We start from the raw sequence: 25700 nt of genomic DNA on the forward strand, positions 1-25700 counted from the left end.
GGTGCGATCAACCTGGCCGGTGCACAACTGTCCAACATCGAAAACATCACTGCGAACTCTGCGGTTGTGATTACTGCCAGCCAATACGCCGCATTAATTGCTGCTCGTGCGGCATTGAACCTGTCTGGTCCGGTATTGACCTTCAGTGGTGCAGGTCCGCATCAGTTGACGATCGTCGATGACGTGGCGGGTGTGAACAATATTGACCTGTCGTTTATCGCCATCACGGGTGGTACGCTGGTGTATGACGTGACTTCGTCTTCCAATGCGACAGGCGGGAATGTTAATAACTCCACTACTTCCAATGCGATTGTGGTGTCGGGTGGGGCTAGCGTGATCTCCGGTACGATAGGCACCAGCCCATCGAATGGCAATGGTCAGGCTGCCAATGGTACTGCCTTGACTGCAGGCGGGATATTCAATGGCACTGCCGGTCTGAATGAAAATTTCACCGGCAATGTGGCTGCCCTGGTCGGTACTACCGTCAATGGTAACAATGGTGACTCTGACACTATCACCATCTCTGGTGGTGGTACGGTCAATATTGGCAGTGGTAATACCATCACCAATATCAAGACACTGACGATGGACGGTAGCGCTGGCAGTGTTGTTTTCTTCTCGGTAGCGAATTCTGGCATTGCCACCGTCAATGGTGGCTCAGGTAATGATTATGTTGATCTGGCGAATAGTGGCAACTCCATGCTGGCCGGCAATGTCAATCTGGGGGCAGGCACCAATACCCTGGTCATGGAAGGCAAAACCTATACCGGCACCTTTGTGGCTGGCTCGGGCACATCTGATACCTTGTACCTGTTCAATGGCAGCAATATCAGCGCGGCCAATGTCAGTGGTTTTGAAACCGCCAATATCAACAATAACGCGTCTGTCACCATGACAGCAGCACAGTTTGCTGGCTTTACCACCTTCACTGCCGCAGGGACAGAAACAGTCAATCTCACGACAGCAGGCACGATCACAGCAAATGCGAATGTGGAAAACTATGTACTTGCCAATGGCAGCAATACCTTTACCGCGGCAACAGGCCTGGTTTCTGTGACCGGTGGTACGGGCAATGACACTATCAATGCCAGTTCGGCCATTATCGCTGCTTCCACAGCCATTAACGGCGGCCTGGGTAGCGATACTCTTAACGTTGGTGCTGTCACAGCAGCTTTGGACATGTCTACCAAAGTCAGTAATGTAGAAACCGTAAATGTCACAGGCGGCACAACTGCGACCTGGACAGTAACGAATGAGAATGGCGCAGGCGTCACCCTGAACTTCACCAGGTCTGCTGCTAATGACATCAACAACATCACCCTGGGTTCAGGCGGTCAGACTCTCAATATCCTGGGTACAGGCACAGGGCGCACTACCATCACTGGCGGTTCTGGTGCGGATGTCATTAATTTGTCCACGACAGCAACTGGTGCGGATGCCATCGCGGCTGGCTCGACCATCAATGCCATGGATACCGTCAATAACTTCAAGGCAGCAGGTGCAGACATTTTTGCTACTGGTGTCTTGCCTACTTCGCTGTATAACCTGAACATTGCCAATGCCGACAGCAGCAGTCTGGCAGCAGCGATTGCTACAGCAGCAACTGCGGCGGGTGCGAGTCTGGCAAATACAGGCCAGGCTTATACCATCGTCGTCAACAGCGGTACTGCGGCAGGCACTTATGCCTTCCAGAATTCTGGTGGCAGTGTAGGGGCAGTTGATGCCAGCGACTTCATCGTCAAACTGGGCGGCACAATAGGCTCGATAGTCGCCAGCGACTTTGGTATTGCCAATGCGGTTGCAGTGACTGCGGGCGGCACGTTAAATGGCACATCTGGTGCGAATGACATCTTCATGTCCACCATTCCCAACCTCAATGGTACAACCATCGCCGGTAATGCTGCAGACACTGATGTACTGACCCTGACCACTGCTGGTACTGTCACCATCAATAACGGCAGCACAGGTGGCACCATAAGCAACATCAAGGTCCTGAACCTGGCAAATGGCACCAATACCATCACCTACAACACGTCAGCGGGCTTCACTACCATCAATGGCGGCTCTGGCGATGATACCTTCATCCCCAATACTGCCTTGCTGCCTATCGTTGTCAGCGGTGGCCTGGGCACCGACACCATCGTGCTGACAGCAGCCTATGCTGCAACAGCTTCCGGCTCGGGTACTTTTGCGGCCAATGTCACCGGTTTTGAGAAATTGCGCCTCACCAGTGCTACCAGCCAGACCATAGACTTGCAGACTCTGGGTAACTATAGTGACGTTACTTTCTCTGGCGCGAATGGACTGACATTGAGCAATTTGCCCAGCAATGGCAACATCACGCTGAATGGCGCAGGCACGGCCTTTACCATTTCCAATGCCGCGTTTGTGGGTGGTGTCAATGATGTCGTCAACCTGTCGCTGACTGACGGCAGTACTTCCGCTGTCGCCTTTGCCACCGCAGGTATTACTGCATCTGGTGTCGAAACTGTCAATATCAGTGTCAACGATACCCAGGCGACGCCCACAGGTCTTTTCAATGACAACATGACCTGGCTGGGTAACTCGGTCAAAACCTTTAATGTGAGTGGCAATGCAGGCCTGACCCTGTCTTCCTCCAGCACCTCGTTGACGACAGTTGATGCCAGTGGCATTACCCTGGGTGGCTTTACCTGGACTGCCAGCGCCCTGACAGGCACGGCTACTGTCAAAGGCAGTACCACCGGTACCAATACCGTCAACATGAACTCTGCCACGGCGGGTGTTAATTACACTGGTGGTGCTGGTAACGACAACGTCACTATCAATGCTACTGTTTCCAGTACGGCGTCTTTAGGCAACGGTAATAATAGTATGGCCCTCAATGGCGTTACCATCCTTGGCACTTATACTGGCGGTACTGGCACAGATAGCCTGGCGTTCTTCTCGTCAACACCGGATATCAGCAATGCCACAATCACAGGCTTTGAAAATCTGACGGTGACCAATAATGCCAACATCACGGCAACCATAGCCCAGATGTCGCAATTTACCGGCACCGTCAACGCATCAGGTACCGAGACACTGAACCTGACGACGGCTGGTACTTTCAATGCCATCAGCACGATAGAAAAGTACAACCTGGCCAATGGCACCAACAACTTCACCTCGGCCAATGTGGCGGTCAGCGTCATAGGTGGTACAGGTGCCGATACCTTCAATTTCACGGCCAACCAGATCGTCAACTTCCTGACCACGGTAGATGGTGGCAATAGTACAGATACACTCAATATCGGTGCTACCACAACCCAGAATATCGATTTGAGCACCAAGGTGGCCGCTATCGAAATCGTCAATGTGGCAGGCAGCACGGGCACAGCCAGCCTCACTAATCTTAATGGTGCAGGCGTGACGCTGAACTATACCAAGAGCACTGGCGACAACACCATTACCCTGGGTAGTGGTGGCCAGACGCTGAACCTGCTGGGCTCCAGTTCAGCGGCGACCACCATCACAGGTGGTGCTGCTGTCGATACCATTAACTTGCAGGCTGCTGGTTCCGGCTCGGAAACCCTGATAGAAACCGGTGCCAATATGTCGAACAAGACGCAGATCGATGTGGTGGGTAATTTCAATGCGACCGGTACGGATTATTTCAAGACTGGTGTCAATGCAGCGAGTGTGGGTTCCTACATCATCGGTAATGCCGATACATCTAACTACCTCGCTACCATCACTGCTGGTTTATCGGTCGTACTCAATAACACTGGCCAGTCTTACCTGATCACGATACAGACAGGGACAGCAACTGGTACTTACCTGTTCCAGAACACCGGTTCAGATACCAGCCAGTTTGATAATACTGACTTCTTTGTGCAATTGACGGGCACTGTCGGTACTATTGGCACTGGTAATCTGATTGCATAAAGAAAAGCATCACCGGGGCGGACAGCAATCCTGATCCTTGCCTGCAGTATTTAAAACGCCAGCTTTGCTGGCGTTTTTTTTGTCTCTCGCTCTCCATAGTTTTCTACGCCGGATTGCAGCATGCGACAAATCTGCCAGCATCTTTTTGAAAATTGCTTGAATTTGCAAAACCAGTGTATTACTATATTAATACACATGAGGTTGCTGTATTAATCATTCACCCCATGCGAAGCTGCCACAACGCATTCATCCTGACGATGGAGGCGTTCAGGTATTCGTTTAAACACGATGAGAGGCCGGAACATGGAGCATGAAACATGACGCCAGGCATGACAAACATTAAGCCGCGCCAGTTAGGCGCAGAAATATTCCAGGTGGCCACTGGAAGTAGTGAACCTATTTACCGCCAGTTGATAGAACAATTGCGGCGTTTGCAAGCGGGTGGGCAAATTACTGCAGGCGATGCCATGCCGTCTGTGCGCGATGTCGCCAGCGAGCTTGGTGTCAACCCCATGACCGTATCCAAGGCTTACAGCATGCTTGAAGCCGAGGGCTTGCTGGTGCGCCGCCGTGGCCTGGGTATGGAAGTGGGGACCCGGGCCAGTGGCAATTCTGATCTGGCATCCAGACTGGAATTGTTACGCCCCAGTCTTGAGCGCATCGCCCTTGAGGCCAGCCAGCTGGAATTGGATTCCAAGGCAGTCATCACACTCTTGACCAGTATTCTTAAAGGAAAATAAGCATGCAAGCTCAGTTAAACGCACCCGTGCAAATCCAGGGATTGAGTAAATCCTTCAGCGGGCAAGCTGTCTTGAAAAATCTGGACTGGCAAATTATGCCTGGCAGTATCGTCGGTCTGTTGGGGCGCAATGGTGCAGGCAAATCCACTCTGATTGAATGCCTGCTGGGTTTGCGTGATGTCGATGCCGGTACCATGCAGTTATATGGCGAATCCGCAGCGCAACTGAGTAGCGATACCAAGACCAGGATCGCCTACGTACCACAACGCAGTGATCTGTTTGAATGGCTGACAGCCAGGCAGTTGCTGGCCTACTTCCAGCTACTTTATCCACGCTGGAATGAAACCAAGGTACAGTCGCTCATGCAAGCCTGGGAGCTGCCCTACGACAAGGTCATCAGCAAACTCTCAGTCGGGCAAAAGCAGCGTCTGTCCATCATCCGCGCGCTGGCGCATGATCCTGAATTGTTGATACTTGATGAGCCGGTATCCAGTCTTGACCCTGCCGGTCGCCGTGAGTTTTTACGGGAATTGATAGACCGCGTCATCGAAAAGCAGACCACGATCGTTTTCTCTACCCACATCCTGTCTGACCTTGAGCGGGTGGCTATGGATGTCGCCTTCCTCAGCAATGGGCAAATCGTGCATCAGCAATCTCTCGATGACATGATGGATAACACGGTGCGCATCTGTGCAACATCAACGGTATTGCGGCAGTTACAGCCTGCAAAAATCCTGCGTCAGTCTGGTACTGCGAACGGTGAGGGTAAGTTGCTGGCGCAATTCAGTCATGAACAATTACATATGCTGCAGACTCGTCAGGATATTCGTGTGGATAAGCTAAGTCTGGAAGATATGTTCATAGAAATGACGAACTGAGACATGTCGTGTTGAACGAAGCCACAGTTCGTCCTCTCAACAGCTTAAGAAAGACAAATATGAAAGCCATTATTTCAGTGTGGATGCAGCCCGTATATGCACGCATCAACACTGCCAGTTTAAAAACCTTGAACATCATGTTGGGCTTGTTTGCGTTGGCGCCGGTGGTAGCAGTATTGTTTGCACAAGCCCAAAAGCCAGACTGGCAATCAGTCATGCTGGCATTGGTGCTAGGCGTTGGCGGCGCACTGGGCCTGTTGCTGCTGTCCTGGTTTATCTTGCTGGTACCTAGCGTCGCCTTGCAATACACGCCGGCCTATGCCGCGCTGGTGCCGCAAATGAAACGTCATATGCAACTTGCGCTGGCAATTCCCATATTGCTGATGCCCATAGCCTTCTCCCTGTCTTTGGGTATGCACATGCAGGGAAAGTTTTTTCAGGGCTGGTTTTTTGGCGTGCTTTGCCTCTTGATCTATATTGCCTCCATGCGCAGTACATGGATCATCATTCTGGTCGTATTGATGGCGCAGGCGCCGATGTTGCTCAGTAATAAAGTCAGTATCTCAGTACAGGCAGACTGGAACCAGCCAGTTGCGTTTGTCGCCGCCGGTTTTGCCTTGACTGCATTGGTATTGCACTGGGTGTTCGCCTTGCGTGGTGATCAGCACTTCAAGCGTGACGAGAGTTTTGCCATGTTAAAAAAACATATGCAGGGCGAAGAAGCCGGCATGAGCCAGTACACGTTGAAATTCCTCAACCCATATCATCTTTTGCTGCGACTTTGCATGCGCAGGGTTCATGCAGTACCGGACAAAGTCAGTCAACTGATGCCATTTTCCATAGGCTCTCAGATTTTTTGGTTGAGCAACTTTATCCCGGTTGTCGTCATGAGTGCAGGTCTGGGCATGTACTTTGTATTCTTTGTGCATGGCTCGCAAAAGAATGGAGATGTCAGTAATTCTCTGGCATATTTTGCTGCTATGGTATCTTTCATCATGCTGCCGCCTATCTATGCCGCCCTGGTGCGCACCTGTGTCTATCAGCGCAAGGAAGAGCAGGGCTTGCTGCTGCTGGCACCCAGGCTGCCATCCATACATGAGCACAGCAAGTTGATGCTGCGATTCGTGTTGCGCCAGTATTTAAACTTGTGGCTGGTGTCACTATCGATTATCGTGGGAATCGCGTATTTGTCACCCGCTTCAGAGTATATGCGTGACGTGGCCTGGATCATTTCCTTTAGCCTCTTGCCGGTCTGCGTGTTGAGCCTGACTAACTATGCGCAGATAAAGTCCAGCTATCAAACCGCGCTGCTGGTGGCATTGGCAATACCGGTTTTAATTGGCGCGGCCATGCTTGGCATGCATAAACTGGTTCCTGCCCTGCCGGTGTGGTTGCTCTGTAGCCTGGTTGCTGTTGCGACTGCAGCGGTATTGCGCTGGCGTTGGCAGGGGCTGGCACAGGTCAGGGCGGTTTTTCCGGCTGGCCGGGCTGTGTGAGGGAGGCGTCATGCGCGTGCTGATACTTTGTGCCGGGTTTTTATTCATGGCCATGTTGCTAACCCCGCCAGACCTGGTGGCGTCAGCCGGACGGGCGGCAATCCTGTCTTGCCAGTATGCCAGACTTGAGCTTGGGATTTGGGATTGTCTGAATTTTAAGCTCAGTAAAACCACCCTGGAAGTACTGTATTCATACTTTAGTATAGGGCACATAAAGCTGTAAATCGCCTATATTCACTGCATCTCTTCGTTGAGTATTTCGACATTAAGGATCTCAGTATGAATATGCCACTGCCCATGCAAGTATTTGCACCTGCTGTCAAAAAAGAAGATGCCAGAAGCCTCAGTGCGCTGGAACAGTATGAACGCCGCCGCCAGGTCGTGCGTGCCCACCAGCGTGGTGCCCGAAAGGTGCAGATCGCACGTGAACTGGGCCTGAGCTATACTGCGGTCTGCCTTATTATTGCCCGTTATCAAGAGCAGGGGGCAGATGCCATATTGCCACACCGCCGTGGCCGCCGTTCAGGCGAAGGACGCGCCATGAGCAGCGAGCAAGAGCAACAGGTACAGCAAATGATACGCGACAACAAACCATGTCAGTTACAAATGGACTTTGCCGAATGGACACGTCCTGCCGTTGCTGAGCTCATTAACAAGCAACTGGGCGTAAAGATGCACATACGCTCAGTCACCAATTATTTGAAACGCTGGAATATCGTGGTCGAAAGAGCCGTACCCAGCCCTTACTTGCGTGCGCAAAAGTTGATGATGCTGGATGCAGGGGAACAGGTAAAAGCGCCAGTTCCCTCAATTTATGATCCGCTGACCCAGGCTGCATCACATCTCAATTGATGCATTGATTGAGAGCCTGCGTTCTGATCAGCCCAGCCATTTCAGCAGATCACGCAGGCGTTGCTCATTATTGCCGGTATCAAATTCCTTGATGCCGACTTGTTTGAGCGTGACCTTGCCTGGCTCGGTTTCATCGAGTTGCCCCAGTTCTTTCTTCAAAGCCTGGATTTGTGCAGCCGTGATTTTGGGATGTGCGATCAAAGGCTGATAAGGCTGGGGCTGGCTGCTATGGATGACACGGTGGCCGGTTTTTTCCAGATTCTTGGCAACGCCTGAATAAGAAGCAATGCCACCTACGTCGGCCAGCAGATTATCCAGGTAAAACAGGACTGCCCCTTGTTCTTTGGCATACTGGACTTTTTCATTCGCCAGGTTGAAGCCATTGTGTGTCAATTCTGCTGTACAGAATTTCGACATATAAGAAATCTTCTCAGGCAAGGCAATGCGCTTGCCCTTGACATCGGCAATGCTTTTCAAGGGCGATGCCTTCGGTACGATCAGCAGGCACTGGCCATCAGGCTTGGATGTCGATACCAGTTGATATTTGTAATCACGTATACCGCGCGCAGGATAATCGCTGGGGCGGGCAATTACAAAGTCCATCTTGCCAGCCTTCATGCCTTCTTCCAGCTGGGCAAACTCACGCGCCACAACGATAGTCACCTTTTTACCTAGCGCCTTGCCCATGACCTCGGCCAGCCCGGTATATTTTTCTATGACCTGTGCGGCATCCAGCCCACCTGAGGTGCCTTCGCTGACGTACAGACTATAGTTGTTTTGCGCCTGAACCTGGACAGTAAAGCCGGCCAGGCAGCAAGCAGCAATTGAGAGAACTTTTTTCATCTACGTCACCCTGAAAATCTGTTGATCATCCTTGTCGCGCATGCCCACGTCTGGCTGATATGTCCAAACCTGCCAGGACATATTTAAACAAGACACGAATACTGGCAATTTGTGGTCTGATTCGCGGTTTGCTGTACTGCAGCATCCTACCTTGCGGAAACACCAACTTTAATCCAGTTAAGCATATTCAAGCAACCATTTTTAACATTCTTGCTTTTATAAAATGTTTTTTTACAACCTGTAAAGAGAGTATGAAGTCAGAAATAAGTTGAAAATAAGTCAGAAAATTTCATGATCAGTTTGCCTATAAATCTGCTATTGTTGCCGCATAAATTGGCACTTATCTGAATACAGGAGCGAACATGAGACAGCTTTCCCACTACACCCGTACATTTGCCTTGGCGCTGGCCTTCAGTTGCCTGGGGCAAGCCACTGCCTTGGCGCAGGCACCAGCCAAAGTGCAGGCCGCACAAAAATCCAAAGTGGTTTTCCAGGTCAGTGATGGCGAAAGCCGCAAATGGGAACTGGCCTTGAACAACGTCAGGAATGTCATCAAAGACCTGGGCAAGGACAATATCGAAGTAGAAATCGTCGCCTATGGCCCCGGTATAGACATGTTCAAATTCGAGTCACCCGTAGCCAGCCGTATTGATGAAGTCATCAAGATGGGTGCCCATGTGGTGATCTGCGAAAATACCATGCGCGCCCAGAAAATCACCAAGTCAGACATGCTCGACAACCTTGATTATGTAGAAGCGGGCGTCACCCAACTGATCAGGCGGCAGCAGCAAGGCTATGCTTATATCAGGCCGTGATTTGCAGTAATCCACTAGCCGTGGCAGTTAAGCTATAATTTAATCTCCGGGCTGCATAGCCTGGTTCAGTGAATCCATACGGACTTCACCAGGAGGAACGACCTTCCCCGCTTTGGGAATGAATGTCCGGGACGGCCCGGCTCTTTGAAAGGAGAGCTGCTATGGCTTGGATATTACTGGTATTGGCCGGATTGTTTGAAGTGATCTGGGCTTTCTCCATGAAGCAATCTGAAGGTTTCACGAAATTTATTCCCTCTGTAATCACCATCGGCGGCATGATCGTCAGCTTCGCTTTGCTGGCGCTGTCCATGCGCACCCTGCCATTAGGTACAGCCTACACCATGTGGACTGGCATAGGTGCTATTGGCGCATTCATCCTGGGCATCGTATTTTTTGGTGAGCAACTGAACTTCATGCGCGTTTGCGCTGTTTTACTCATCGTCTGCGGGCTGGTCTTCATGAAAATATCATCGTCACATTAACATGTGCAGAGCCCTTGATATGCCGTCGCGTTTCAAGGGCTCTATTGCACGAGGAGCTTAAGCCATTTTCAAAGCTTCCAGCGTCGCTTGCGTCGCCTTACAGTCAAAATCGATGACCTGGTAGTCAGCGACATCAGCTTGTACATAAGAATCTTCAGCCAGTATTTGCAGTAGCTTTTCTTTGGCCATGCTTTGCACCGCGATGACGCCACCGAGCCCACTCTTTTTTGGGCCTGCGAATAAGAACACGCCTTCCTTCAAATAACGGCCTACCCATACACCATGGGATTTGATGTGTGGTTCTACTTCTGATGGATTTTTGCTATAGCTGACGTTGAGTATGAACATGGTGTTTTCCTGGTTATAAAGTGAATGTCAAAAATCTGAGCAGATGAAATACTGGTGATTCTTTTCCTGTCCTGAACGTGCTGAACAGGTGATACCAGTATATTTAGCGGCAATACTTTGATAAAGTCGCAACAGCTTCGTACATTGCCAAGCACAAGTGTTGAATCAAGCTGGCGTCTGCGTACCTTTGCCAGAGGTTCTCTTTAAACTGAAAGTCCCATCATGATGTTGAGCCTGATCCGGAAAATTGCTTCGGTCCTTTTATTGCTGTGCTTTGTCTTGCCTCTGTCCACATGTTCTTTTACGCCGGATAAAGCCACCAACAGTAGCAGCAAGGAGGCTGCTGCCAGCAGCGCCGAAGAAAATGCTCAACAAACGAAAAAAGATGAGTCCTTATATGCTTATGAAATTGTAAAGACCGCTTTTGATGATCTGCGCAAAGGCGAACTAACGGACGGCAGCCTGACTATGCTTGCAGTTTTTGCGGTGTTTTTTTTGCCTTGCGGTCTATTGGCCTTGAAAGAAAAGCCGCAAGCCATTGTCACGATACTGGCCGCTGTCGGTGCAGGTTTTACATTGTTCTTTTGGGTGTTTTTTGGCCGGACGCCACAAATCGGCGGCATGCTGGCGATTATGTGCTGGAGCAGTTTATTACTGGTCAGCCTGATATATTCAGTGCGCTGGAGTGTGCAATGGTGGCAGCAGCGAAAATTGAGAAAGCAATGGTAGGTGATGAACAGCAGTTTGGAAAGAAATCACTTTTATCAAAAGTGTAAGCACAGGTGACAAAGCCAGGCAGCAGCTACTGTGAGGCGTATTTTTATTCTGGGAATTACTTACAAACATTTCAGCGCACACCCTCCTTGAAACTTAGAATGCAACACTCTTTACAGACATTCACCAGACAGGGATATACGCATGAAAATTTCCAAACTCGCTGCCATCATATTACTTTTGCCTTTGACAGCTTTCGCAGGCAAGGCTGAACGTGATTTCATGAGTAATGAAGTAGAACCGGCAGTCAAGGCCGCTACTGCAGGCTTGAAAACATCTTGCGGTTGTGACGTCAAATTTGACATCAAGGCTGACAGTTTTCAAACCACAGACGACATGTTCAAGATCAAGCATTTTGCATCCACCATCAAGGATAATGCCGGTGCTTATTGTGCTGATGCCGCCTCCAAAAAAGCCATCTGCAAAATGAAGTCCATAGAATTCAGCAAGGCTGCCTCAACCTACCTGAAGTTTGCTGCCGGTAAGGTAACTGCTACGACGGACGGTACTTCCCAGCCTTCATGGGAAATGCTGACGAGGGAAGTTGACAAGTAAGAGCCGTACTTGGTAAGTGCAATGCACTGACCAAAAAAAACAAATAACCAAGAACAGGGATAGTCCATCAGGCTATCCCTGTTTTTTTTGGGACTGGCTTTTTGCAGAATTTTTAAATCTCCTGCAAATTTTCTGATTATGTACTATCATTAGTTACATGAGACGAGACAGCAAACTTTCCTCCATCCTCCACGTGCTATTGCACATGGCGCATGGACAACGGGCCATGACTTCTGAAGAACTGGCGCATTACCTGACCACCAATCCTGTGCTGGTCAGACGGGTATTGGCTGGCTTGCGTAGTCGTGGCTATGTGAGTTCAGACAAAGGCCACGGCGGCGGCTGGGTGATCTCTTGCGATTTGCAAACGGTGACCCTGCGTGACATCTATGACGCCCTCGGTGCACCCACTGTATTTGCCATGGGCAACCGTAACGACAAGCCTGAATGCCTGGTCGAACAAGTCGTCAACGAAGCACTGGCAACTGCCTTTGACGAGGCCGAAGCCTTGCTCATTGCCCGCCTCGGTGATGTGACGCTGGGTGACCTGGCGACAGAATTCAGCCGTAAATTTAATGCACATAGCAAGAAGGGGAAGAAGGATGACCACAATTACCAGGGACATGATTTTTGATGCCATCATCATCGGCGGCAGTTATGCAGGGCTCTCTGCAGCCATGCAACTGGCACGCGCCAGGAGGCAGGTGCTGATGATAGATGGCGGCCAGCGCCGTAACCGTTTTGTTGAATATTCACACGGTTTTCTCGGGCAGGATGGAAAAAATGCCAGCGCCATCGCCAGCGAAGGCAAGGCGCAAGTGATGGCCTATAAAACCGTCAGTTGGGTAGAGGGGCAGGCAACATCTGTCTCGCGTCAGGACGAGGGTTTTGCTGTCGCAGTTGAGGGACAGCAGACCTATCAGGCACGTCGGCTGATACTTGCAACGGGTGTTACTGATGAATTACCTGCGATCGATGGTCTGGCAGAACGCTGGGGCCGCAGCATTTTCCACTGTCCATATTGCCATGGCTATGAAATCGACAATGGCCGCATCGGTGTACTGGCTACCGGGCCACTATCACATCACCACGCCATGATGTTGCCAGATTGGGGGCAAGTCACTTTGTTCACCAATCAATGCTATGAGCCAGATGCTGAGCAGTTGGCGGCCTTGCAAAAACGTGGCGTCATCATGGAAACAGCGCCAGTGCGCAGGATCAGTGGCATTGCCACGGTAGAACTCCAGGACGGCAGGCAATATGAAATGGATGGTTTGTTCACTATGAGCACCATCCGCATCAACAGCCCCTTTGCAGCACAACTGGCTTGCGAAATGATGGAAGGTCCCATGGGCACGGTCATCCGCACCAACGAAATCAAGGCTACCAGCGTACCCGGCGTATTTGCCTGCGGTGACGCCGCTCGCATGGCAGGCAATGTCGCCATGGCGGTTGCTGATGGCGCAATGGCGGGGGTGGCAGCGCACCAGTCGATGATATTCGAGGCCAAGGCTGCCTGATGGCTTGACTGCATGACGCGGCGAATGCTCTGGTCATGTTCATGACATAAATCTGGAATAAATTTCTGTCTGCTGCTTTGAAAGAAATTTCTTCCACCTGACCTGATCACTGATGCCATGAACCCATCTGAAAACCGTCGCCACCAACGCGTGCAATTCTTCTTAGTTCCCCTCGGCACTCACGAGATACGCCCGGTCTGGGTATTCAATTCACCTGAACACGCAGATGCCTTGCCAGCTTTGCTGGTCAACCTCAGTACAGGTGGCATGCAGGTACTGACCGAGCTGGAATCAGATATCCCTGCAGGCCAGTATCAACTCAGCTTCCTGCCAGATGAAGCACAACCCGACATGATACTGGGGGACTGCCATATACAACTGCTGTGGACAGAGCGCGAAGCTGGCATGCATACCAGGTCCGGGTTTGCCTTTGTTGGACAGATACCGGCAGATTTGCAGGACTTGCTGGTGCATGAGGATGCGGCGAAATTGTTTTTGCGGTGTGTGATTTTGCCGGTGAGTGATTTTGCCGGTGAGTGAAGTACTGCCGAGGGATTTGGAGACGATTTGAAGTTTTTCTCAACGGCTACTGAAGACTGTGGTTCGCAATATGATTGCCGGTCGTGTTGACGTGGCAGTTGTTTTTGATTTTTGCCGTTCCGATGTGTCGATGCCTTTGATGCGAGGCAGAAAATGGATTAAGAAATACCCGTGTTTGAGGTGTAGCAGGGGTTTCGTGCAGCATGCTGCACGCCTGCGTAACGGCAATCGCCTGCAAGCGATTGTGCGCCCTGCAAGGGTAGCGAGTTTGGGGGATTTCCCATTTTTTGACTTGCAGCAAAGGGAACTCCTTTAGGGGGCAGCGACGCCTCGGTCGCCTTCTTTTGCGTTCTTTTCTTTGTCAAGAAAAGAATGTAGCTGTCGGGCTACCCCCGACCTGCAATCGTATTTGACGTTTGCAGATGTTTAAAATCAGGGTATTTAAATACAACGATTCTGAAATTAATGTAGCTAACAGGATGCAGAGAACGCCACTGGAGCGCCAGCCCGGTGGATTCCTGCCAAAAGCACGCAGGAATGATGTTAACAAGGATAAGGGGTATCGATAGCAAATAGCTGCTAACAATCTCAGCCTTGCTGATAACAAAAAAACTGAAAACTCAATCATCCCCACCCATCAGAACCTCGTCCCGCTTTTTTTTCGTCAATCCAGACAAAGCCTTCTGATAAGAATATTCCAGCAATTCCCGCAAATACTCGTCAGGAAATTGCTCGACAGCGACGATGGTCACCCAATGAAAGCGCCCCATATGCCGCGCCGGTTTCACACCCGGCATATCAGTCAGTTCAAGAAAACGCGCAGGTGTCACCCGTATGCTGAAACGCCAACGTTCAGGCTCGCTGGTCTTGAAGTAGGCAAAGGATTTATCGCCCACGCTATACACCAGTATATTGCTAGGCGCATCGTGCAATCTTTCGCGGGCACCGGCATAACTGGCACAGAGTTTTTTGAGACCAGCTAGTTTCATCGTAGGCTTAAAGTCAAAATACAGATGGAATTAAAGGTAGATGGAATTCATAAGCGCTCAAGTGTATTGCAATTGCGATAATTTTGCTTGCTGTGGGAAAAGAGGCAAGACTGGCTTGCCTCTTTCTGCCTTAATGACATTATTCACTGACATTACTCATTGACATTAGCTACGCAAGCCACGATATTCCAGCACAGAAAATGCCAGCACCACCAATGCCTGCACGCTGACAAAAACAAATCCCAATACGCTGGGTTCAAACCAGACTTCCATCGTCAATATGCTGGCGATCACCCAGCCAATGTTACCGAGTATGACGACCCAAACCAGCAAGGCTGGCGGTTTTTTATCGCTGCCAGTGCGGCTGGTAAAGCCCACCAGCGCAGCAACGGGGAACAGGCTGACGCCCGCCATGAATAAAAAATCCTTCGGCAAGGCCAGTAAGCCAGACAGCAAGCCAGAAGTAGCGACCAGCAACAAGCCCATGGCAAGACCGGTGATGGCGTCGAGCGCCAGTATGGTTCTCAAGGACAGGGCAGGGGCATGCAGTTTGACGGCAGTAGATGCTGTAGACATGATGTATCTCCAAAAACAGTTGAGGGGATTGCAGTTTCGCTCTACATTTGCAGCAAGTCGATTACCTCGCAGGTAATGGCGATGGCGCAGCAATACACTGATAATTCAGGTTCAGCTTCAGCTTCAAATTCCAGACTTCATACCGGGAGCAGCAATTGAGTCATCTCATCTCTACTACAGCAGACAAGGCAGAGGCACCAGTCGGTACCCTGATACGTGAATGGCGCACGCAACGCAAATTGAGCCAGATGGAGCTGGCGCTGGACATTGATATCTCGCCGCGCCATCTGAGCTTTGTAGAAACCGGCCGCTCACGCCCCAGTGCCGAACTCTTGATGAGCATCGCCAGCCAGCTCGACGTACCTTTGCGCGCCCGCAATACCTGGCTGCTGGCGGCAGGTTATGCACCACGCTATAGCGAACAGGGTCTGGATACGGCACGCATGGCCCAGGTCAGGGCGGCTGTACAACGGCTGCTGGATACCCATGACCCATATCCCGGCGTTGCGCTCGACAGGCACTGGAATGTGGTCTTGCATAACCGTGCAGCAGAAAAACTCATGGGCTTGCTGCCAGCAGAATTGCTGACACCTGAAATCAATATTTTCAGGGCCAGCCTGCACCCGCAAGGTTTTGCTGCCTATACCAAGAATTTTTCTGAATGGGGCAGTTATCTTTTGCAGGTTTTGCAGCGTCTGATGCTCAGCGCCCGCGATGAAGACATCATTGCCCTGGTAGAAGAGGTGAATGCCTATCCCAATGTGATTGCCCTGAAACAGCAAACACCAGTTACACAATCGACCGAGCCTTCCTTGCTGATACCCTGCATCATGGAGTTGCATGGACAGGAGCTTTCGCTGTTCACCACCCTGACCACCTTTGGCAGCCCACGCGACATCACGCTGCATGAGCTGTGCGTAGAATTATTTTATCCGGCAGATACACAAACGGAAGTCTTTTTGAAGGCAATGGGCGGGTGATTGCCGTGATTATGCACAATCAGTAAAAGTTGGTAAGATGCCTGTTCTCTTTACATCCAAGGACGCGCATCATGTACAAACTGCATAGCCTCTGCCAGTCAGGCAATTCCTTCAAAGTTGCTTTTTTATTGCGCGCATTGAACCAGCCCTTTGAGAACGGCTATGTTGACATGTTCCAGGGAGTGACACGCAGCAATGAATGGCGTGAACAAGCCAATGAAATGGGTGAAGTGCCGGTGCTGGAAGATGGTGAGCGCGTGTTGACACAATCGGGCGTCATCCTCAGCTACCTGGCCAACAAGCATGGTGCTTTTGGTGGCACGAATGAAGACGAAAAACTGGAAGTTTTGCGCTGGCTCTTGTTTGATAACCACAAGTTCACCAGCTATTTTGCCAGCTACCGTTTCAATAAATCCTTTGGCCCTGCCGCACCTGATCCAGCCGTCCAGGCATGGCTGTTGGGGCGCATCGACAATGCCTTTCATATCGTCAACAAACATCTGGCCAACCGCGAGTACATGGTCGGCGACGCGCCGACGATAGCTGATTTTTCCTTGAGTGGTTATCTGTTTTATCCGGAAAATGAAAGCGATTACAAGCTTGAAGGCCGCTACCCGCATATCATCGCCTGGCTGGAACGCCTGCGCGCCATACCAGGCTGGGCTTTTCCTTATGATATTTTGCCGGGGGAGAGGATTACACCCAAGTGGTGAGAGGAAGTTTCATTTTCCCTTGTTTAAAAAATGTTGCTGCAATTTGGCTTGAATTATTAACAATTCACATGCTAAATTAGCAGCAATTTTCAATTTATATTCAAGGATGAGCTATGGCAGGCGCGGACGAGAAAAAAATCGAAACGGTTGTTATACGGCAAGCTGAATATTACTTAAAGGCAGGAACATTCAGGCACGGCTGTCACCATCTTATCCAGGCTGAAACCGTGCATATAGAAAAGGGGTTTGTGAACCCCGGTTGTGACCTCACACTCATGGCGGCGCAAGTGCTGGTGGCTGCAGAGGGGGCGACGATTGATGTCAGTGGCACGGATGCCGTGAATCGCCCTGACAATGTCGCGCAAAACAGCGGCACCGGGTACAAGAATAATGCAAGGGATGGTGCCGATGGCCGCAATGGCGCAGATGGCATCGCAGGGCAGCACAGCGGCAAGATCATCATTTATGCCGACACTATCGAAGGGGGCGAACTAAACCTGCTGGCCAAAGGCGGCAAGGGTGGCAAGCCGGAATCTGGTGGCCATGGCATGAAGGGCCTGGATTTAGGTGCAGACAAGGACCAGAAGAGCAAACCCTCAGTGCCGACCATGCAAGTCGTGGGTTCGCATACTGTCGTTGTTGATAATCCCAAGGGTGCGCCCATCATCAAGGTCGTCAATGACTATGCCTGGGGCAGTGATGTCAGCACTATTGGCGAAGGCAAGCTGGGTAATTATCTCAGGGTGAGCGTTAGCTCTGCCCATGGGGACAACGGCGGCAATGGTGGCAATGCCGGTCTGGCAGGTACACCGGGCAAGGGTGGCGATGGTGGTGTGATCCGCCTGCTGGATAATCTGTCCAGGAACAAAATAAACAAAAATTTTTCTGGTGGCGCCGCAGGTGATGTCGCCAGACATGGCGACCCTGGTCATGGTGGTTCTGCGCAACAGGGGGCCAAGTACCTCTATGCGACCAGCATAGGCTGGAACACGATAGACTGGGCCGCTTTCGATGAGAATCAGGCTTTGCAAGATTTATGGACATACAAAGATCGCTTCATGGAGCCCGACCACTTCAGCAACCTGAGTGTAAAGTCCGCCTACATCGTCACCAATGGCAGCGAAAAAAAACTCAAGCTGCGGGCAGATCCCGGCAATGCTGGCAACAGAGGGGGCTATGGTGCAGCAGCTAGCACCAATCCACCCGCCATCGCCACGGCAAAGGAAGGCAGCAAAGGCAGCTTTGACACCATCAGCACGGCCAGTCTGGATGCGGAAATTCCTTACAGTTATCTATTGATGCTGGTTCGTTGCGCCAAGGCGGCGGTTCTTAGTGATGATACGGAAAGAGCGCGTCGTATCTTGCGCTGGTTGGTGACACTGACTGGCAAATTTGCTGCCTATGCAAAAAACCTGACTGAAGACCAGCGCAACAGGCGGCAGATATTAATGGAGGCTGAGCTGGCACTTGCTACACTGGGCAACAAGGCTGCACGGCAAACGACACCTTGCCCCTACACCGATATCAAGGCCTATTCATCCTATGTCAAAGATGCTTTGGCGCACTATAAAGACAAGGAAAACTACGCCAAAGAATTCGCTGCAGAAAAGAAGACGCTAGAGCAACGCAAAAAGACACTGACCGAAGCGCTTGCCGATGCCAGAAAATTCAACGAGCACTTGACTGGCGACACTGACAAACCCGGCAGCTTGAAATATCTGCGGGAAAAAGAGTTGCAACTCAAGTCCACCATAGGTGAGTTAAGAGGGCAAATCCATTTGCAGGGTAAAAAACTGCAAGACATGCCGGGCAAATTGCAGCAAGCCATTGATGCGCAATTCCGTGCCAAGACCAGGATGGATTTCTGGAGCCTGGTCGAGGTCATGTCCATGGTCGCCGGTGTTGCCATGAGTTTTGCCAGTGCAGGCAGCAGCCTGGCAGGATTCTTTGGCAAGGTAAAAGATTTTTATAAGCAATCACAAGAACTGACCACGCTCAAGGACATTTTGCAGAAAGGCATATTCAGCAAGGAAGTGCTGGAGCTCAAGGACGATATCGCCAAACTGATGAAAACCGATGAGTGGAAAGAAGCCAAGAAGCTCAGTGCAGAATTCATCGATACCGTCATCGACATGCAGGTCAAGCTCAAGGCGGCTGAAAAGCTTTATAAAGACTATCAGCAAGTTGAGTTCACGCTCGATGAAACTGACTTGCTGACAGATAATCTGGTGTTTGACGGTGCCAGGCTGGAACTGAAAAAACAGCGCAATGAATTCAAGGCCTACATCGTTCAGTTCCTGCAAGAGTATAAAGAAGCGCAGGAATGGAAACATGCCTTCAACGATTACTTTGACATGTCTTCTACGCATCTTGATTTGCTGATGCACCTGACCACGGTGAAGGCCGACAGGCGTGAGTTGGAATTCAAGAAGCGTCAGTGCGAAGAAAGCATTAAAGTGCTGAGCGCCAGTCTGGATGAGCTCAGCTACGACCCCGCGCTGGAGAGTACGCAGGATATACAAAACAGCCTGGACAACAATCTGCAGCTAGCGATTAACTTCAGCCTGCAATTGATACAGAATGAAGCGCGCGCTTATGAAATCTGGACACTTGAAAACTATGAGCTGCCAAACTTGCCCAAGAATCTGAGTGAAAAGTATTTGTCCGATGAATTGCATCAGCCATTGTGGGAAAAAATTTCCAATCGTCTGAGCAGCGCCAAGACACCCGCCAAGCGCGATTTCTCAGATACCCCGATAGTCTGGAAGCGGGCCGATTGTCCGCAACTGTTTGAAGAGTTCGCCAGCACCGGACGTATCAGCCTGACCGTGCCACCCGACCTGGATTCAGACATTTATTTTGAACGCCTGATCGACGCCAAAATCTATTTGCGTGGTGCCAAAGTCAAGGAAGGTTCAGAATTCCATTGCGTGCTGAAACACAGCGGTATCTCTCAATTCTTGAGTAAGCGGACAGCGGCAAACACAAAACAGCAGCGCATCAAAGTGTGTTATCAGGAACCTGCGGGCACGACGTTTTCCTATAAGCTCATCACGAATGGTGACAGGAAAGAACCTACTTATGACTACAAAAATGCCATCATCAACAAGTTTGACGGTAGTGAGAAAATGAACCGGATACGCTATAGCCCGTATACCACCTGGCAATTGATCTTCCAAAAAGACTATCGCCTGAATACCAATTCCATCGCCTACAATCAGGAACTGGATTTATCAAAACTCGAAGCGATAGAACTGCGCTATGAAGTTTTCTTTGAAAACCGGTGATGTATGCAGTGGTGATGAATACAAGCAAATCAGATAATCCATCAGCACTAAAGCACCATGCAATGAAGCACACTTTATTTTGGAGAGCAAAAAAATGAATCCTAAAGTCGATGCATATGTCAGCAAGGCAAAAAACTGGAAAGAAGAAATTGAGCAATTGCGCAGCATTGTTCTTGAATGTCCTCTGAAAGAAGAATTAAAGTGGGGCAATCCTTGTTATACGCATGAAGATACCAATATCGTCCTGATCCATGTATTCAAGGAATATGCTGCCCTCCTGTTTTTCAAAGGTGCCTTGATGAAGGATGCCAAGGGTTTGCTGATACAACAAACAGAAAACACGCAGGCAGCGAGGCAGTTGCGCTTCACCAGTGTCAGTGAAATCACCAAACTGAAAGCCACCATCAAGGCTTATATAAAAGACGCCATTGCAGTGGAAAAAGCCGGTTTGAAAGTGGAATTCAAGAAGACGGCAGAATTCAATATGCCTGAAGAATTTCAAATCAGACTCGATGGCATGCCGGCCTTGAAAAAAGCTTTTGCTGCGCTGACTCCAGGACGGCAAAAAGCTTATTTGCTGCATTTTTCCGCCGCCAAACAATCCAAGACCCGGGAATCAAGGGTAGAAAAAGCTATCCCGCAAATCCTCGATGGCAAGGGTCTGGATGATTAGAACGCATTGTCTCTATGGGTTTTAATATCTGGGCCCATCATAACGCAGCTCACGTGCCAGTTTGCTGCCCACGTGTTTGCTGAAAATTTTTTCCAGGCTGCCATCGTCGGCCATGCTGTAGATGGCTTTTTTCAGTAAGTCGCGCCGGGTTTTACTGACACGCTCTTTCGATACGATGAGACCGTGGACTATACTGTCTTGCGGTGCCCAGTCGAGTACCAGGATTTGCTTGCTGATATCTTCTTTTTTCAGCAACGGTTCCCACACGGTGGGTAGCGCCAGTACGGCGTCAACGCGGTGAGCAAAGAACAGGCGTAGCAGGGTGTCAAAATCTGCTGCTTCATAGACGCGCTTTTGTGTCCATAATTTGTCCAGCCATTCGTCAAACTGTGGGCCGTGCTTGAAGCTTTTGACGACACCTACTTTCAAATTGGCATCGGCCAGAAATCCAGCCATGGTCTGATTGTGTGCCGGCATGTCCCGGTGCAGCAAGATGTAGTTTCTGGTGGAAAAGTAGGGGATGAATTCAGCGAATTTTTCCCTTTCTGGTGTGGGGATGCCAGAAACTGACATGTCCAGGATGTTGTTTTTCAATTGCGTCCAGATACGTACGCGGGATTCCAGTACGGTATCAAATTTGCAGCCGCTGCGGCGGGATACTTCTTCAATCACGTCCTTGTCTATGCCTGCATAGCTGCCATCGGCATTGTGGTAATACAGCGCACCCAATTCATAATAAGCCAGTTGCATGCTGCCGCAGCCAGAGTTGAACTCGCTTGCGCTGGCAGGTATGCAGCATAATCCCAGCATTAAGAATACGAGCGCAATATTCTTCATTTGCTGACCTCCGGGCCATAGTTACTTCAGCCTAGTGTGAGAAACCATGTTGCGCAATAGTCGAAACGATAAGACTGGCTGGCGCGTGCTTTGCCTTACGCGTCTGGACGGCAGATATGCATGCGCAGCCTTTGGTTTTTTGAGGGATATCCCGTAACTTCCCTCTGCGCTACAGGTTTGCAAATGCGGATAGTTCAGGACTTCCCATGCTCAGGCAAGTAAAGCTGCCATTGCTAACAATTGTAAATTAGCAGGAGAATGTGGCAGCGTCAGCTTTGCACAAAGCATGTCTCATTACCCTGCCAGCCCGGCACTTGAATAGGGGTGCCTTGTTGGCTGTAATTCTTCATGATAATTCGGCGCACGGGTTTGCATGGTGTGTTCGTTGCCCAGCACGGTGGTGGTAGTCAATGCGGCTTTGTCGCTGCCCCAGCAAGCCAGTGCGGAGTTGCGGTTGCCGTGCAAGTCGATAATGATGCGTCTGGCTATCTCGTCAGGCAATTCTCCCGACGGTGGTGCAGGCCGGGTCTTGGGTGGTACGACGATGGCATCACCTGGTTCTATCCACAGATCAGCCAGCGATATTTCCTGCACATAGGGCCGCCAGCGTGCCACGCTGATGACGAGGGGACGGTCATCTTGCGAGAAAAACACATGCGGAAAATCATGGAATTCAAGATCGGTAGGATTGTGGGTCAGTAATTCACGCCGCCGCCGCTTGCCGATGTAGGGAGACTGATAGCCAGCCCATTTTCCATAGGTATATTGGGCCATGATCATGCCCTCATATTCAAAGCGCAGGCATTCACCACTTTTCAACAACGTCATGCCAAAGGCTTGCACGCTGTCTCTGGTCGCGGTGATAGCTTCGTAATGGACTTCAGGCGCATTGAAATTGAATTCAGTAATCTGGTAAGGATAGCCGTCATTGGGTATGGTCTTGGGCTGGTGGCTGATGCCCTTGTATTTGACGCCCAACTCCAGATCGGGATTATCCTTGGCGATCGTGATTTCCTCACCAAAAGGCTGCCGCAATTGTCTGCAGTGTCCCCGGTCATTGTATAAAAAGGGATATTCCCTGGGGAGTAAATCTATGTAGGGGCCATCTTCGATGAAGATGGGGGCGTCAAAGGCTTCATTGCTCACAATAGCGCTCCAGTATGGGGTGGCAGGGATGGTTGGGATGACGCCCTGGCTCAAGCTGAGCTGACAGGTTTTGCTGCGGGCAGCGTCATGATGTCATGCTAACTTGTTATTGATCTCTTGCGCTATTTTTTTGATAAGTTTTATCAAATGTGGAATCTCAAGTGTGGAATATCAAGCGTGAAAAACGGGGATCATTTCCCACGCTTGCAAGTGCATTAGCGCACGGTATACACCTGTCCGGTTTGCGCACCTTCCACACTTCTCGCATAAGCCAGTCCCACACGTTTGGCCGATACTGCTTCAAAGCCGGGGAAGAAACTACCCAGCGCAGCAACCGATGCTTCCAGCAAGCCGGGGCTGACGACATTGATGCGCAAGCCGCGTGGCAATTCGATAGCTGCGCCACGCACAAAGCCTTCCAGTGCACTGTTGACCATGGCGGCGCTGGCACCTGCGCGTATCGGTGTTTCACCAACCACGCCGCTGGTCAGGGTGATGGAGCCGCCATCATGCAGATAAGCCTGGGCAATCTGGGCGACATTCACCTGGCCCATGAGCTTGCTATTGAGGCCGATGTGGAAATGCTGTTCTTCTATTTCATTGAGAGGGGCAAAATGTACATTGCCTGCTGCCACCACCACGCCATCGACCTTGCCGGTGCGGGCAAATAATGCACGTATCTGTTCGCTGTCACTGATATCAAGCTGGATATCGCCACTGGCTTTACCTACGCGGATGAGTTCGTGACGGGCACCCAGTTCATTGCTGATGGCGCTGCCTACTGTGCCGTTGGCACCGATGATGATGAGTTTCATGATATTTCCTTTTAGGTTTTTCAGCCCGTCGCGTCGGGCTGTATGGGGTAATTTCTACAGGCATATGCCATGAAATTAAGTATCTTTCATTTTTTAATGTAGATAAATATCCGAAAAATACATATATTGCTAACTCATGGTTAGTAATTGATGGTTGGTAATAAAGGATGCATTCATGGATAAGTTACGCAGCATGGAAGTGTTTGTCGCCGTGGTTGATGCAGGCAGTTTTACCGCTGCCGCGGCAGAGTGCGAGATCTCGCCCGTCATGGTGGGCAAGCACATACAATTTCTCGAAAGCCTGCTGGGTGCACGCCTGCTGACGCGCACCACGCGACGGCAAAGCCTGACTGAGCTGGGTTTGCAATACGCAGAGCAATGCAAGGCCATACTGGCGCAGATCGGCGAGGCAGAATCCGGTGCGGCCAGAATGCGTGGTGGCGCGCGTGGCGTACTGAAGATCACCTCACCCGTCACCTTTGGCAGTGAAATGCTGGCCCCGGCCATGGTTGATTATCTGGCGCAATATCCTGAAATGCGCGCCGACCTGCATATGAACGACAGGCTGGTTGATGTGGTGGAAGACGGTTTTGATGCTGCCATACGCATAGGCAAGCTGGAAGATTCCACTTTGATAGCACGTGCGCTGCAGCCATACAGCATGATGATCTGCGCTGCGCCTGCCTATCTGAAACGCAAGGGAATACCCCATACTCCAGCAGATTTGTTAGACCATGAATGCCTGGATTTTTTACACTGGAACAAACACGTACGCTGGCGCCTGGCTGAAGAAGCGCAAGAAATCAGTGAAATTCCGGTCAGCCGTTTGCGTTCAAATAACGGCCAGGCTTTGAAGAGTGCTGCCGTGGCTGGTTTTGGTATTGTCATGCAATCTGAATTGCTGCTCGCCAGCGAAGTCGCTGCTGGCAGGCTGGTGCCGCTGATGGAAGATTATGTGCCAGCACCGCGTCCCATGCATTTGCTGTATCCGCGTGACAGGCAGCCTACACCCAAGCTGTCTACCTTCATCGAATTTATGCTGGACAGGTTTGGTTTGAAGATAAAGGGGCCGGTAACCTGATCATCTCAATTCAGTTTGCTTGTTAAAGTGACCTTTGCTGCGTAACCCTGACCAAAACCCCGCACTGACAAATAATCCCGCAACAAAGCCATACAAATGCCCGGCCTTGATACCCGCTATCGCATGCACGTCCAGCGCAGCCTGTATGGCGACGATCAGGCCAGCAAACCAGGTCACTCTGCTGCGTGGCTGCAAGACAAACATGCCCGCGCATAAAGCCATCAAAGCCTGTGATGCACCATCCGTGACCAAGGCAGGGTAAGACCAGACGCTCGCCAACTGGCCTGCCGTGCCGCCGGCCAGGTAAATGCTGAGCAACACCAGCCAGCTTCGCGCTCTCTCCAGGCTGCTGGCGAGGATGAGGATGCACATGGCATTGAACAGCATATGCAGGAAATGCACATGCAAGAATTGCGAGACCAGCAAGCGCCACCATTCATGCGTGACGAACAGTTCCCCCGTTGCAGCCCCCAACTGTGGCAAGCGCAAGGATTTTTGTGACGCAAAAAGGGATTGCCCAAAATACAGGGCAGAGATAGTCCAGCCTGTCAAAATAAATACGAAGATAAGAATCGCAGTTGGTGATCTGAAGAATATATTTTTCTGATGCATCTTGATGAAATGGCATGTTGGCATGGGTGCCAGAATCTATCACGAACCAGATAATTTAGTCGCTACATAAACTTTTTGTGCCTTGCACAAAAGAAAGTATTTGCTTTTTTTCCTTCCTTATTTGATTATATGCGCAAATAGTAGTATTTGCGCTTGATCAAATTCAGATCAGTAAAACTGTGCTTAAAGAATAGGCTATGCTGCTAGCAGTGGTAAGGCATGCGGGCACAGGATGATCGCAG

General features: G+C 50.5%; 25 protein-coding genes. 17 read left to right on the plus strand and 8 right to left on the minus strand.

The window, feature by feature from the left end; translation table 11 throughout:
* From AC07OI_RS24690 to AC07OI_RS24710, 5 genes are all read left to right on the plus strand, one after another.
* The coding region (locus AC07OI_RS24690; protein ID WP_495259060.1) for a beta strand repeat-containing protein at window positions 1–3906 on the plus strand (3906 nt) is incomplete at its 5' end.
* Window positions 3907–4235: 329 nt separating this feature from the next.
* On the plus strand, window positions 4236–4646 hold the full coding sequence (locus AC07OI_RS24695) for a GntR family transcriptional regulator (RefSeq protein ID WP_492709147.1): 411 nt from the start codon (window positions 4236–4238) through the stop codon (window positions 4644–4646).
* Window positions 4647–4648: 2 nt separating this feature from the next.
* Window positions 4649–5524, plus strand: coding sequence for an ABC transporter ATP-binding protein (locus AC07OI_RS24700; RefSeq protein ID WP_495259061.1), 876 nt, complete (start codon window positions 4649–4651; stop codon window positions 5522–5524).
* 59 nt (window positions 5525–5583) lie between these two features.
* A complete protein-coding gene (locus AC07OI_RS24705; protein ID WP_495259062.1) occupies window positions 5584–7020 on the plus strand; it encodes a hypothetical protein in 1437 nt (478 codons plus the stop codon).
* Window positions 7021–7299: 279 nt separating this feature from the next.
* On the plus strand, window positions 7300–7872 hold the full coding sequence (locus AC07OI_RS24710; protein WP_492709153.1) for a helix-turn-helix domain-containing protein: 573 nt from the start codon (window positions 7300–7302) through the stop codon (window positions 7870–7872).
* A gap of 27 nt (window positions 7873–7899) precedes the next feature.
* On the opposite strand, the gene AC07OI_RS24715 is transcribed toward AC07OI_RS24710, so the two are convergent.
* Entirely contained in the window at window positions 7900–8715 is an 816-nt protein-coding gene (locus AC07OI_RS24715) for a phosphate/phosphite/phosphonate ABC transporter substrate-binding protein (protein ID WP_495259063.1), read from the minus strand.
* A gap of 362 nt (window positions 8716–9077) precedes the next feature.
* Here AC07OI_RS24715 and AC07OI_RS24720 point away from each other — a divergent pair, with 362 nt between their 5' ends.
* Window positions 9078–9530 (plus strand): DsrE family protein, encoded by a 453-nt coding sequence (locus AC07OI_RS24720; RefSeq protein ID WP_492709157.1) that lies wholly within the window; start codon window positions 9078–9080, stop codon window positions 9528–9530.
* A 161-nt stretch (window positions 9531–9691) separates the two neighbouring features.
* The gene (sugE, locus tag AC07OI_RS24725) at window positions 9692–10012 is read left to right on the plus strand and encodes a quaternary ammonium compound efflux SMR transporter SugE (protein WP_495259064.1); all 321 of its coding nucleotides are present in this window, start codon (window positions 9692–9694) and stop codon (window positions 10010–10012) included.
* 57 nt (window positions 10013–10069) lie between these two features.
* Here sugE and AC07OI_RS24730 read toward each other — a convergent pair whose 3' ends face one another.
* On the minus strand, window positions 10070–10360 hold the full coding sequence (locus tag AC07OI_RS24730; RefSeq protein WP_495259065.1) for a YciI family protein: 291 nt from the start codon (window positions 10358–10360) through the stop codon (window positions 10070–10072).
* Between the two features lie 222 nt (window positions 10361–10582).
* Between AC07OI_RS24730 and AC07OI_RS24735 the strand changes: the two genes are divergently transcribed.
* From AC07OI_RS24735 to AC07OI_RS24755, 5 genes are all read left to right on the plus strand, one after another.
* The gene (locus AC07OI_RS24735; RefSeq protein WP_495259066.1) at window positions 10583–11089 is read left to right on the plus strand and encodes a hypothetical protein; all 507 of its coding nucleotides are present in this window, start codon (window positions 10583–10585) and stop codon (window positions 11087–11089) included.
* A 189-nt stretch (window positions 11090–11278) separates the two neighbouring features.
* On the plus strand, window positions 11279–11689 hold the full coding sequence (locus AC07OI_RS24740) for a hypothetical protein (RefSeq protein ID WP_423004006.1): 411 nt from the start codon (window positions 11279–11281) through the stop codon (window positions 11687–11689).
* 157 nt (window positions 11690–11846) lie between these two features.
* Window positions 11847–12323 (plus strand): Rrf2 family transcriptional regulator, encoded by a 477-nt coding sequence (locus tag AC07OI_RS24745; protein WP_492709166.1) that lies wholly within the window; start codon window positions 11847–11849, stop codon window positions 12321–12323.
* Window positions 12292–13209 carry an NAD(P)/FAD-dependent oxidoreductase gene (locus tag AC07OI_RS24750; protein WP_495259067.1) on the plus strand — a complete coding sequence of 306 codons (918 nt, stop codon included), beginning with the start codon at window positions 12292–12294 and terminating at the stop codon, window positions 13207–13209. Before AC07OI_RS24745 ends, AC07OI_RS24750 begins: the two co-directional genes overlap by 32 nt.
* Window positions 13210–13326: 117 nt before the next feature.
* Window positions 13327–13749, plus strand: coding sequence for a PilZ domain-containing protein (locus AC07OI_RS24755; protein WP_495259068.1), 423 nt, complete (start codon window positions 13327–13329; stop codon window positions 13747–13749).
* Between the two features lie 620 nt (window positions 13750–14369).
* On the opposite strand, the gene AC07OI_RS24760 is transcribed toward AC07OI_RS24755, so the two are convergent.
* Together AC07OI_RS24760 and AC07OI_RS24765 are read right to left on the minus strand one after the other, a co-directional pair.
* Window positions 14370–14738 (minus strand): MmcQ/YjbR family DNA-binding protein, encoded by a 369-nt coding sequence (locus tag AC07OI_RS24760; protein ID WP_495259069.1) that lies wholly within the window; start codon window positions 14736–14738, stop codon window positions 14370–14372.
* A gap of 165 nt (window positions 14739–14903) precedes the next feature.
* Window positions 14904–15314 carry a hypothetical protein gene (locus AC07OI_RS24765; RefSeq protein ID WP_492709173.1) on the minus strand — a complete coding sequence of 137 codons (411 nt, stop codon included), beginning with the start codon at window positions 15312–15314 and terminating at the stop codon, window positions 14904–14906.
* A gap of 155 nt (window positions 15315–15469) precedes the next feature.
* On the opposite strand from AC07OI_RS24765, the gene AC07OI_RS24770 reads away from it, so the two are divergent.
* From AC07OI_RS24770 to AC07OI_RS24785, 4 genes are all read left to right on the plus strand, one after another.
* Window positions 15470–16294, plus strand: coding sequence for a helix-turn-helix domain-containing protein (locus AC07OI_RS24770; protein ID WP_495259070.1), 825 nt, complete (start codon window positions 15470–15472; stop codon window positions 16292–16294).
* Between the two features lie 71 nt (window positions 16295–16365).
* Window positions 16366–17007, plus strand: coding sequence for a glutathione S-transferase family protein (locus tag AC07OI_RS24775; RefSeq protein WP_495259071.1), 642 nt, complete (start codon window positions 16366–16368; stop codon window positions 17005–17007).
* Between the two features lie 227 nt (window positions 17008–17234).
* Window positions 17235–20294 carry a hypothetical protein gene (locus tag AC07OI_RS24780; RefSeq protein ID WP_495259072.1) on the plus strand — a complete coding sequence of 1020 codons (3060 nt, stop codon included), beginning with the start codon at window positions 17235–17237 and terminating at the stop codon, window positions 20292–20294.
* Between the two features lie 94 nt (window positions 20295–20388).
* A complete protein-coding gene (locus AC07OI_RS24785) occupies window positions 20389–20967 on the plus strand; it encodes a YdeI/OmpD-associated family protein (RefSeq protein WP_492709180.1) in 579 nt (192 codons plus the stop codon).
* A gap of 21 nt (window positions 20968–20988) precedes the next feature.
* On the opposite strand, the gene AC07OI_RS24790 is transcribed toward AC07OI_RS24785, so the two are convergent.
* The 3 genes from AC07OI_RS24790 to AC07OI_RS24800 all read right to left on the minus strand — a co-directional run bounded on the left by AC07OI_RS24790 (window position 20989) and on the right by AC07OI_RS24800 (window position 23765).
* Window positions 20989–21804 (minus strand): substrate-binding periplasmic protein, encoded by an 816-nt coding sequence (locus AC07OI_RS24790; protein WP_495259073.1) that lies wholly within the window; start codon window positions 21802–21804, stop codon window positions 20989–20991.
* Between the two features lie 294 nt (window positions 21805–22098).
* Window positions 22099–22950, minus strand: coding sequence for a hypothetical protein (locus AC07OI_RS24795; RefSeq protein WP_495259074.1), 852 nt, complete (start codon window positions 22948–22950; stop codon window positions 22099–22101).
* Between the two features lie 215 nt (window positions 22951–23165).
* The gene (locus AC07OI_RS24800; protein ID WP_495259075.1) at window positions 23166–23765 is read right to left on the minus strand and encodes a short chain dehydrogenase; all 600 of its coding nucleotides are present in this window, start codon (window positions 23763–23765) and stop codon (window positions 23166–23168) included.
* Window positions 23766–23940: 175 nt separating this feature from the next.
* Between AC07OI_RS24800 and AC07OI_RS24805 the strand changes: the two genes are divergently transcribed.
* Window positions 23941–24846: a LysR family transcriptional regulator gene (locus AC07OI_RS24805; protein ID WP_492709187.1), complete on the plus strand. Its 906-nt coding sequence runs from the start codon at window positions 23941–23943 to the stop codon at window positions 24844–24846.
* Here the strand turns inward: AC07OI_RS24805 and AC07OI_RS24810 are convergent, their stop codons facing one another.
* Window positions 24847–25482 carry a rhomboid family intramembrane serine protease gene (locus tag AC07OI_RS24810; protein ID WP_495259076.1) on the minus strand — a complete coding sequence of 212 codons (636 nt, stop codon included), beginning with the start codon at window positions 25480–25482 and terminating at the stop codon, window positions 24847–24849. It lies immediately after the preceding gene.
* Window positions 25483–25700 lie beyond the last annotated feature (218 nt).

The sequence above is a fragment of the Undibacterium sp. GW821-FHT07F11 genome (assembly GCF_059418665.1).

Bases quoted from the DNA above. Each gene is read 5' to 3' on its own strand.
- AC07OI_RS24775 (WP_495259071.1), top strand. From the start codon at position 16,366: ATGTACAAACTGCATAGCCTCTGCCAGTCAGGCAATTCCTTCAAAGTT.
- AC07OI_RS24695 (WP_492709147.1), top strand. From the start codon at position 4,236: ATGACAAACATTAAGCCGCGCCAGTTAGGCGCAGAAATATTCCAGGTG.
- AC07OI_RS24745 (WP_492709166.1), top strand. From the start codon at position 11,847: ATGAGACGAGACAGCAAACTTTCCTCCATCCTCCACGTGCTATTGCAC.
- AC07OI_RS24705 (WP_495259062.1), top strand. From the start codon at position 5,584: ATGAAAGCCATTATTTCAGTGTGGATGCAGCCCGTATATGCACGCATC.
- sugE (WP_495259064.1), top strand. From the start codon at position 9,692: ATGGCTTGGATATTACTGGTATTGGCCGGATTGTTTGAAGTGATCTGG.
- AC07OI_RS24710 (WP_492709153.1), top strand. From the start codon at position 7,300: ATGAATATGCCACTGCCCATGCAAGTATTTGCACCTGCTGTCAAAAAA.
- AC07OI_RS24790 (WP_495259073.1), bottom strand. From the start codon at position 21,804: ATGAAGAATATTGCGCTCGTATTCTTAATGCTGGGATTATGCTGCATA.
- AC07OI_RS24765 (WP_492709173.1), bottom strand. From the start codon at position 15,314: ATGTCTACAGCATCTACTGCCGTCAAACTGCATGCCCCTGCCCTGTCC.
- AC07OI_RS24810 (WP_495259076.1), bottom strand. From the start codon at position 25,482: ATGCCAACATGCCATTTCATCAAGATGCATCAGAAAAATATATTCTTC.
- AC07OI_RS24700 (WP_495259061.1), top strand. From the start codon at position 4,649: ATGCAAGCTCAGTTAAACGCACCCGTGCAAATCCAGGGATTGAGTAAA.
- AC07OI_RS24755 (WP_495259068.1), top strand. From the start codon at position 13,327: ATGAACCCATCTGAAAACCGTCGCCACCAACGCGTGCAATTCTTCTTA.
- AC07OI_RS24785 (WP_492709180.1), top strand. From the start codon at position 20,389: ATGAATCCTAAAGTCGATGCATATGTCAGCAAGGCAAAAAACTGGAAA.
- AC07OI_RS24750 (WP_495259067.1), top strand. From the start codon at position 12,292: ATGACCACAATTACCAGGGACATGATTTTTGATGCCATCATCATCGGC.
- AC07OI_RS24720 (WP_492709157.1), top strand. From the start codon at position 9,078: ATGAGACAGCTTTCCCACTACACCCGTACATTTGCCTTGGCGCTGGCC.
- AC07OI_RS24715 (WP_495259063.1), bottom strand. From the start codon at position 8,715: ATGAAAAAAGTTCTCTCAATTGCTGCTTGCTGCCTGGCCGGCTTTACT.
- AC07OI_RS24760 (WP_495259069.1), bottom strand. From the start codon at position 14,738: ATGAAACTAGCTGGTCTCAAAAAACTCTGTGCCAGTTATGCCGGTGCC.
- AC07OI_RS24735 (WP_495259066.1), top strand. From the start codon at position 10,583: ATGATGTTGAGCCTGATCCGGAAAATTGCTTCGGTCCTTTTATTGCTG.
- AC07OI_RS24730 (WP_495259065.1), bottom strand. From the start codon at position 10,360: ATGTTCATACTCAACGTCAGCTATAGCAAAAATCCATCAGAAGTAGAA.
- AC07OI_RS24800 (WP_495259075.1), bottom strand. From the start codon at position 23,765: ATGAAACTCATCATCATCGGTGCCAACGGCACAGTAGGCAGCGCCATC.
- AC07OI_RS24740 (WP_423004006.1), top strand. From the start codon at position 11,279: ATGAAAATTTCCAAACTCGCTGCCATCATATTACTTTTGCCTTTGACA.
- AC07OI_RS24805 (WP_492709187.1), top strand. From the start codon at position 23,941: ATGGATAAGTTACGCAGCATGGAAGTGTTTGTCGCCGTGGTTGATGCA.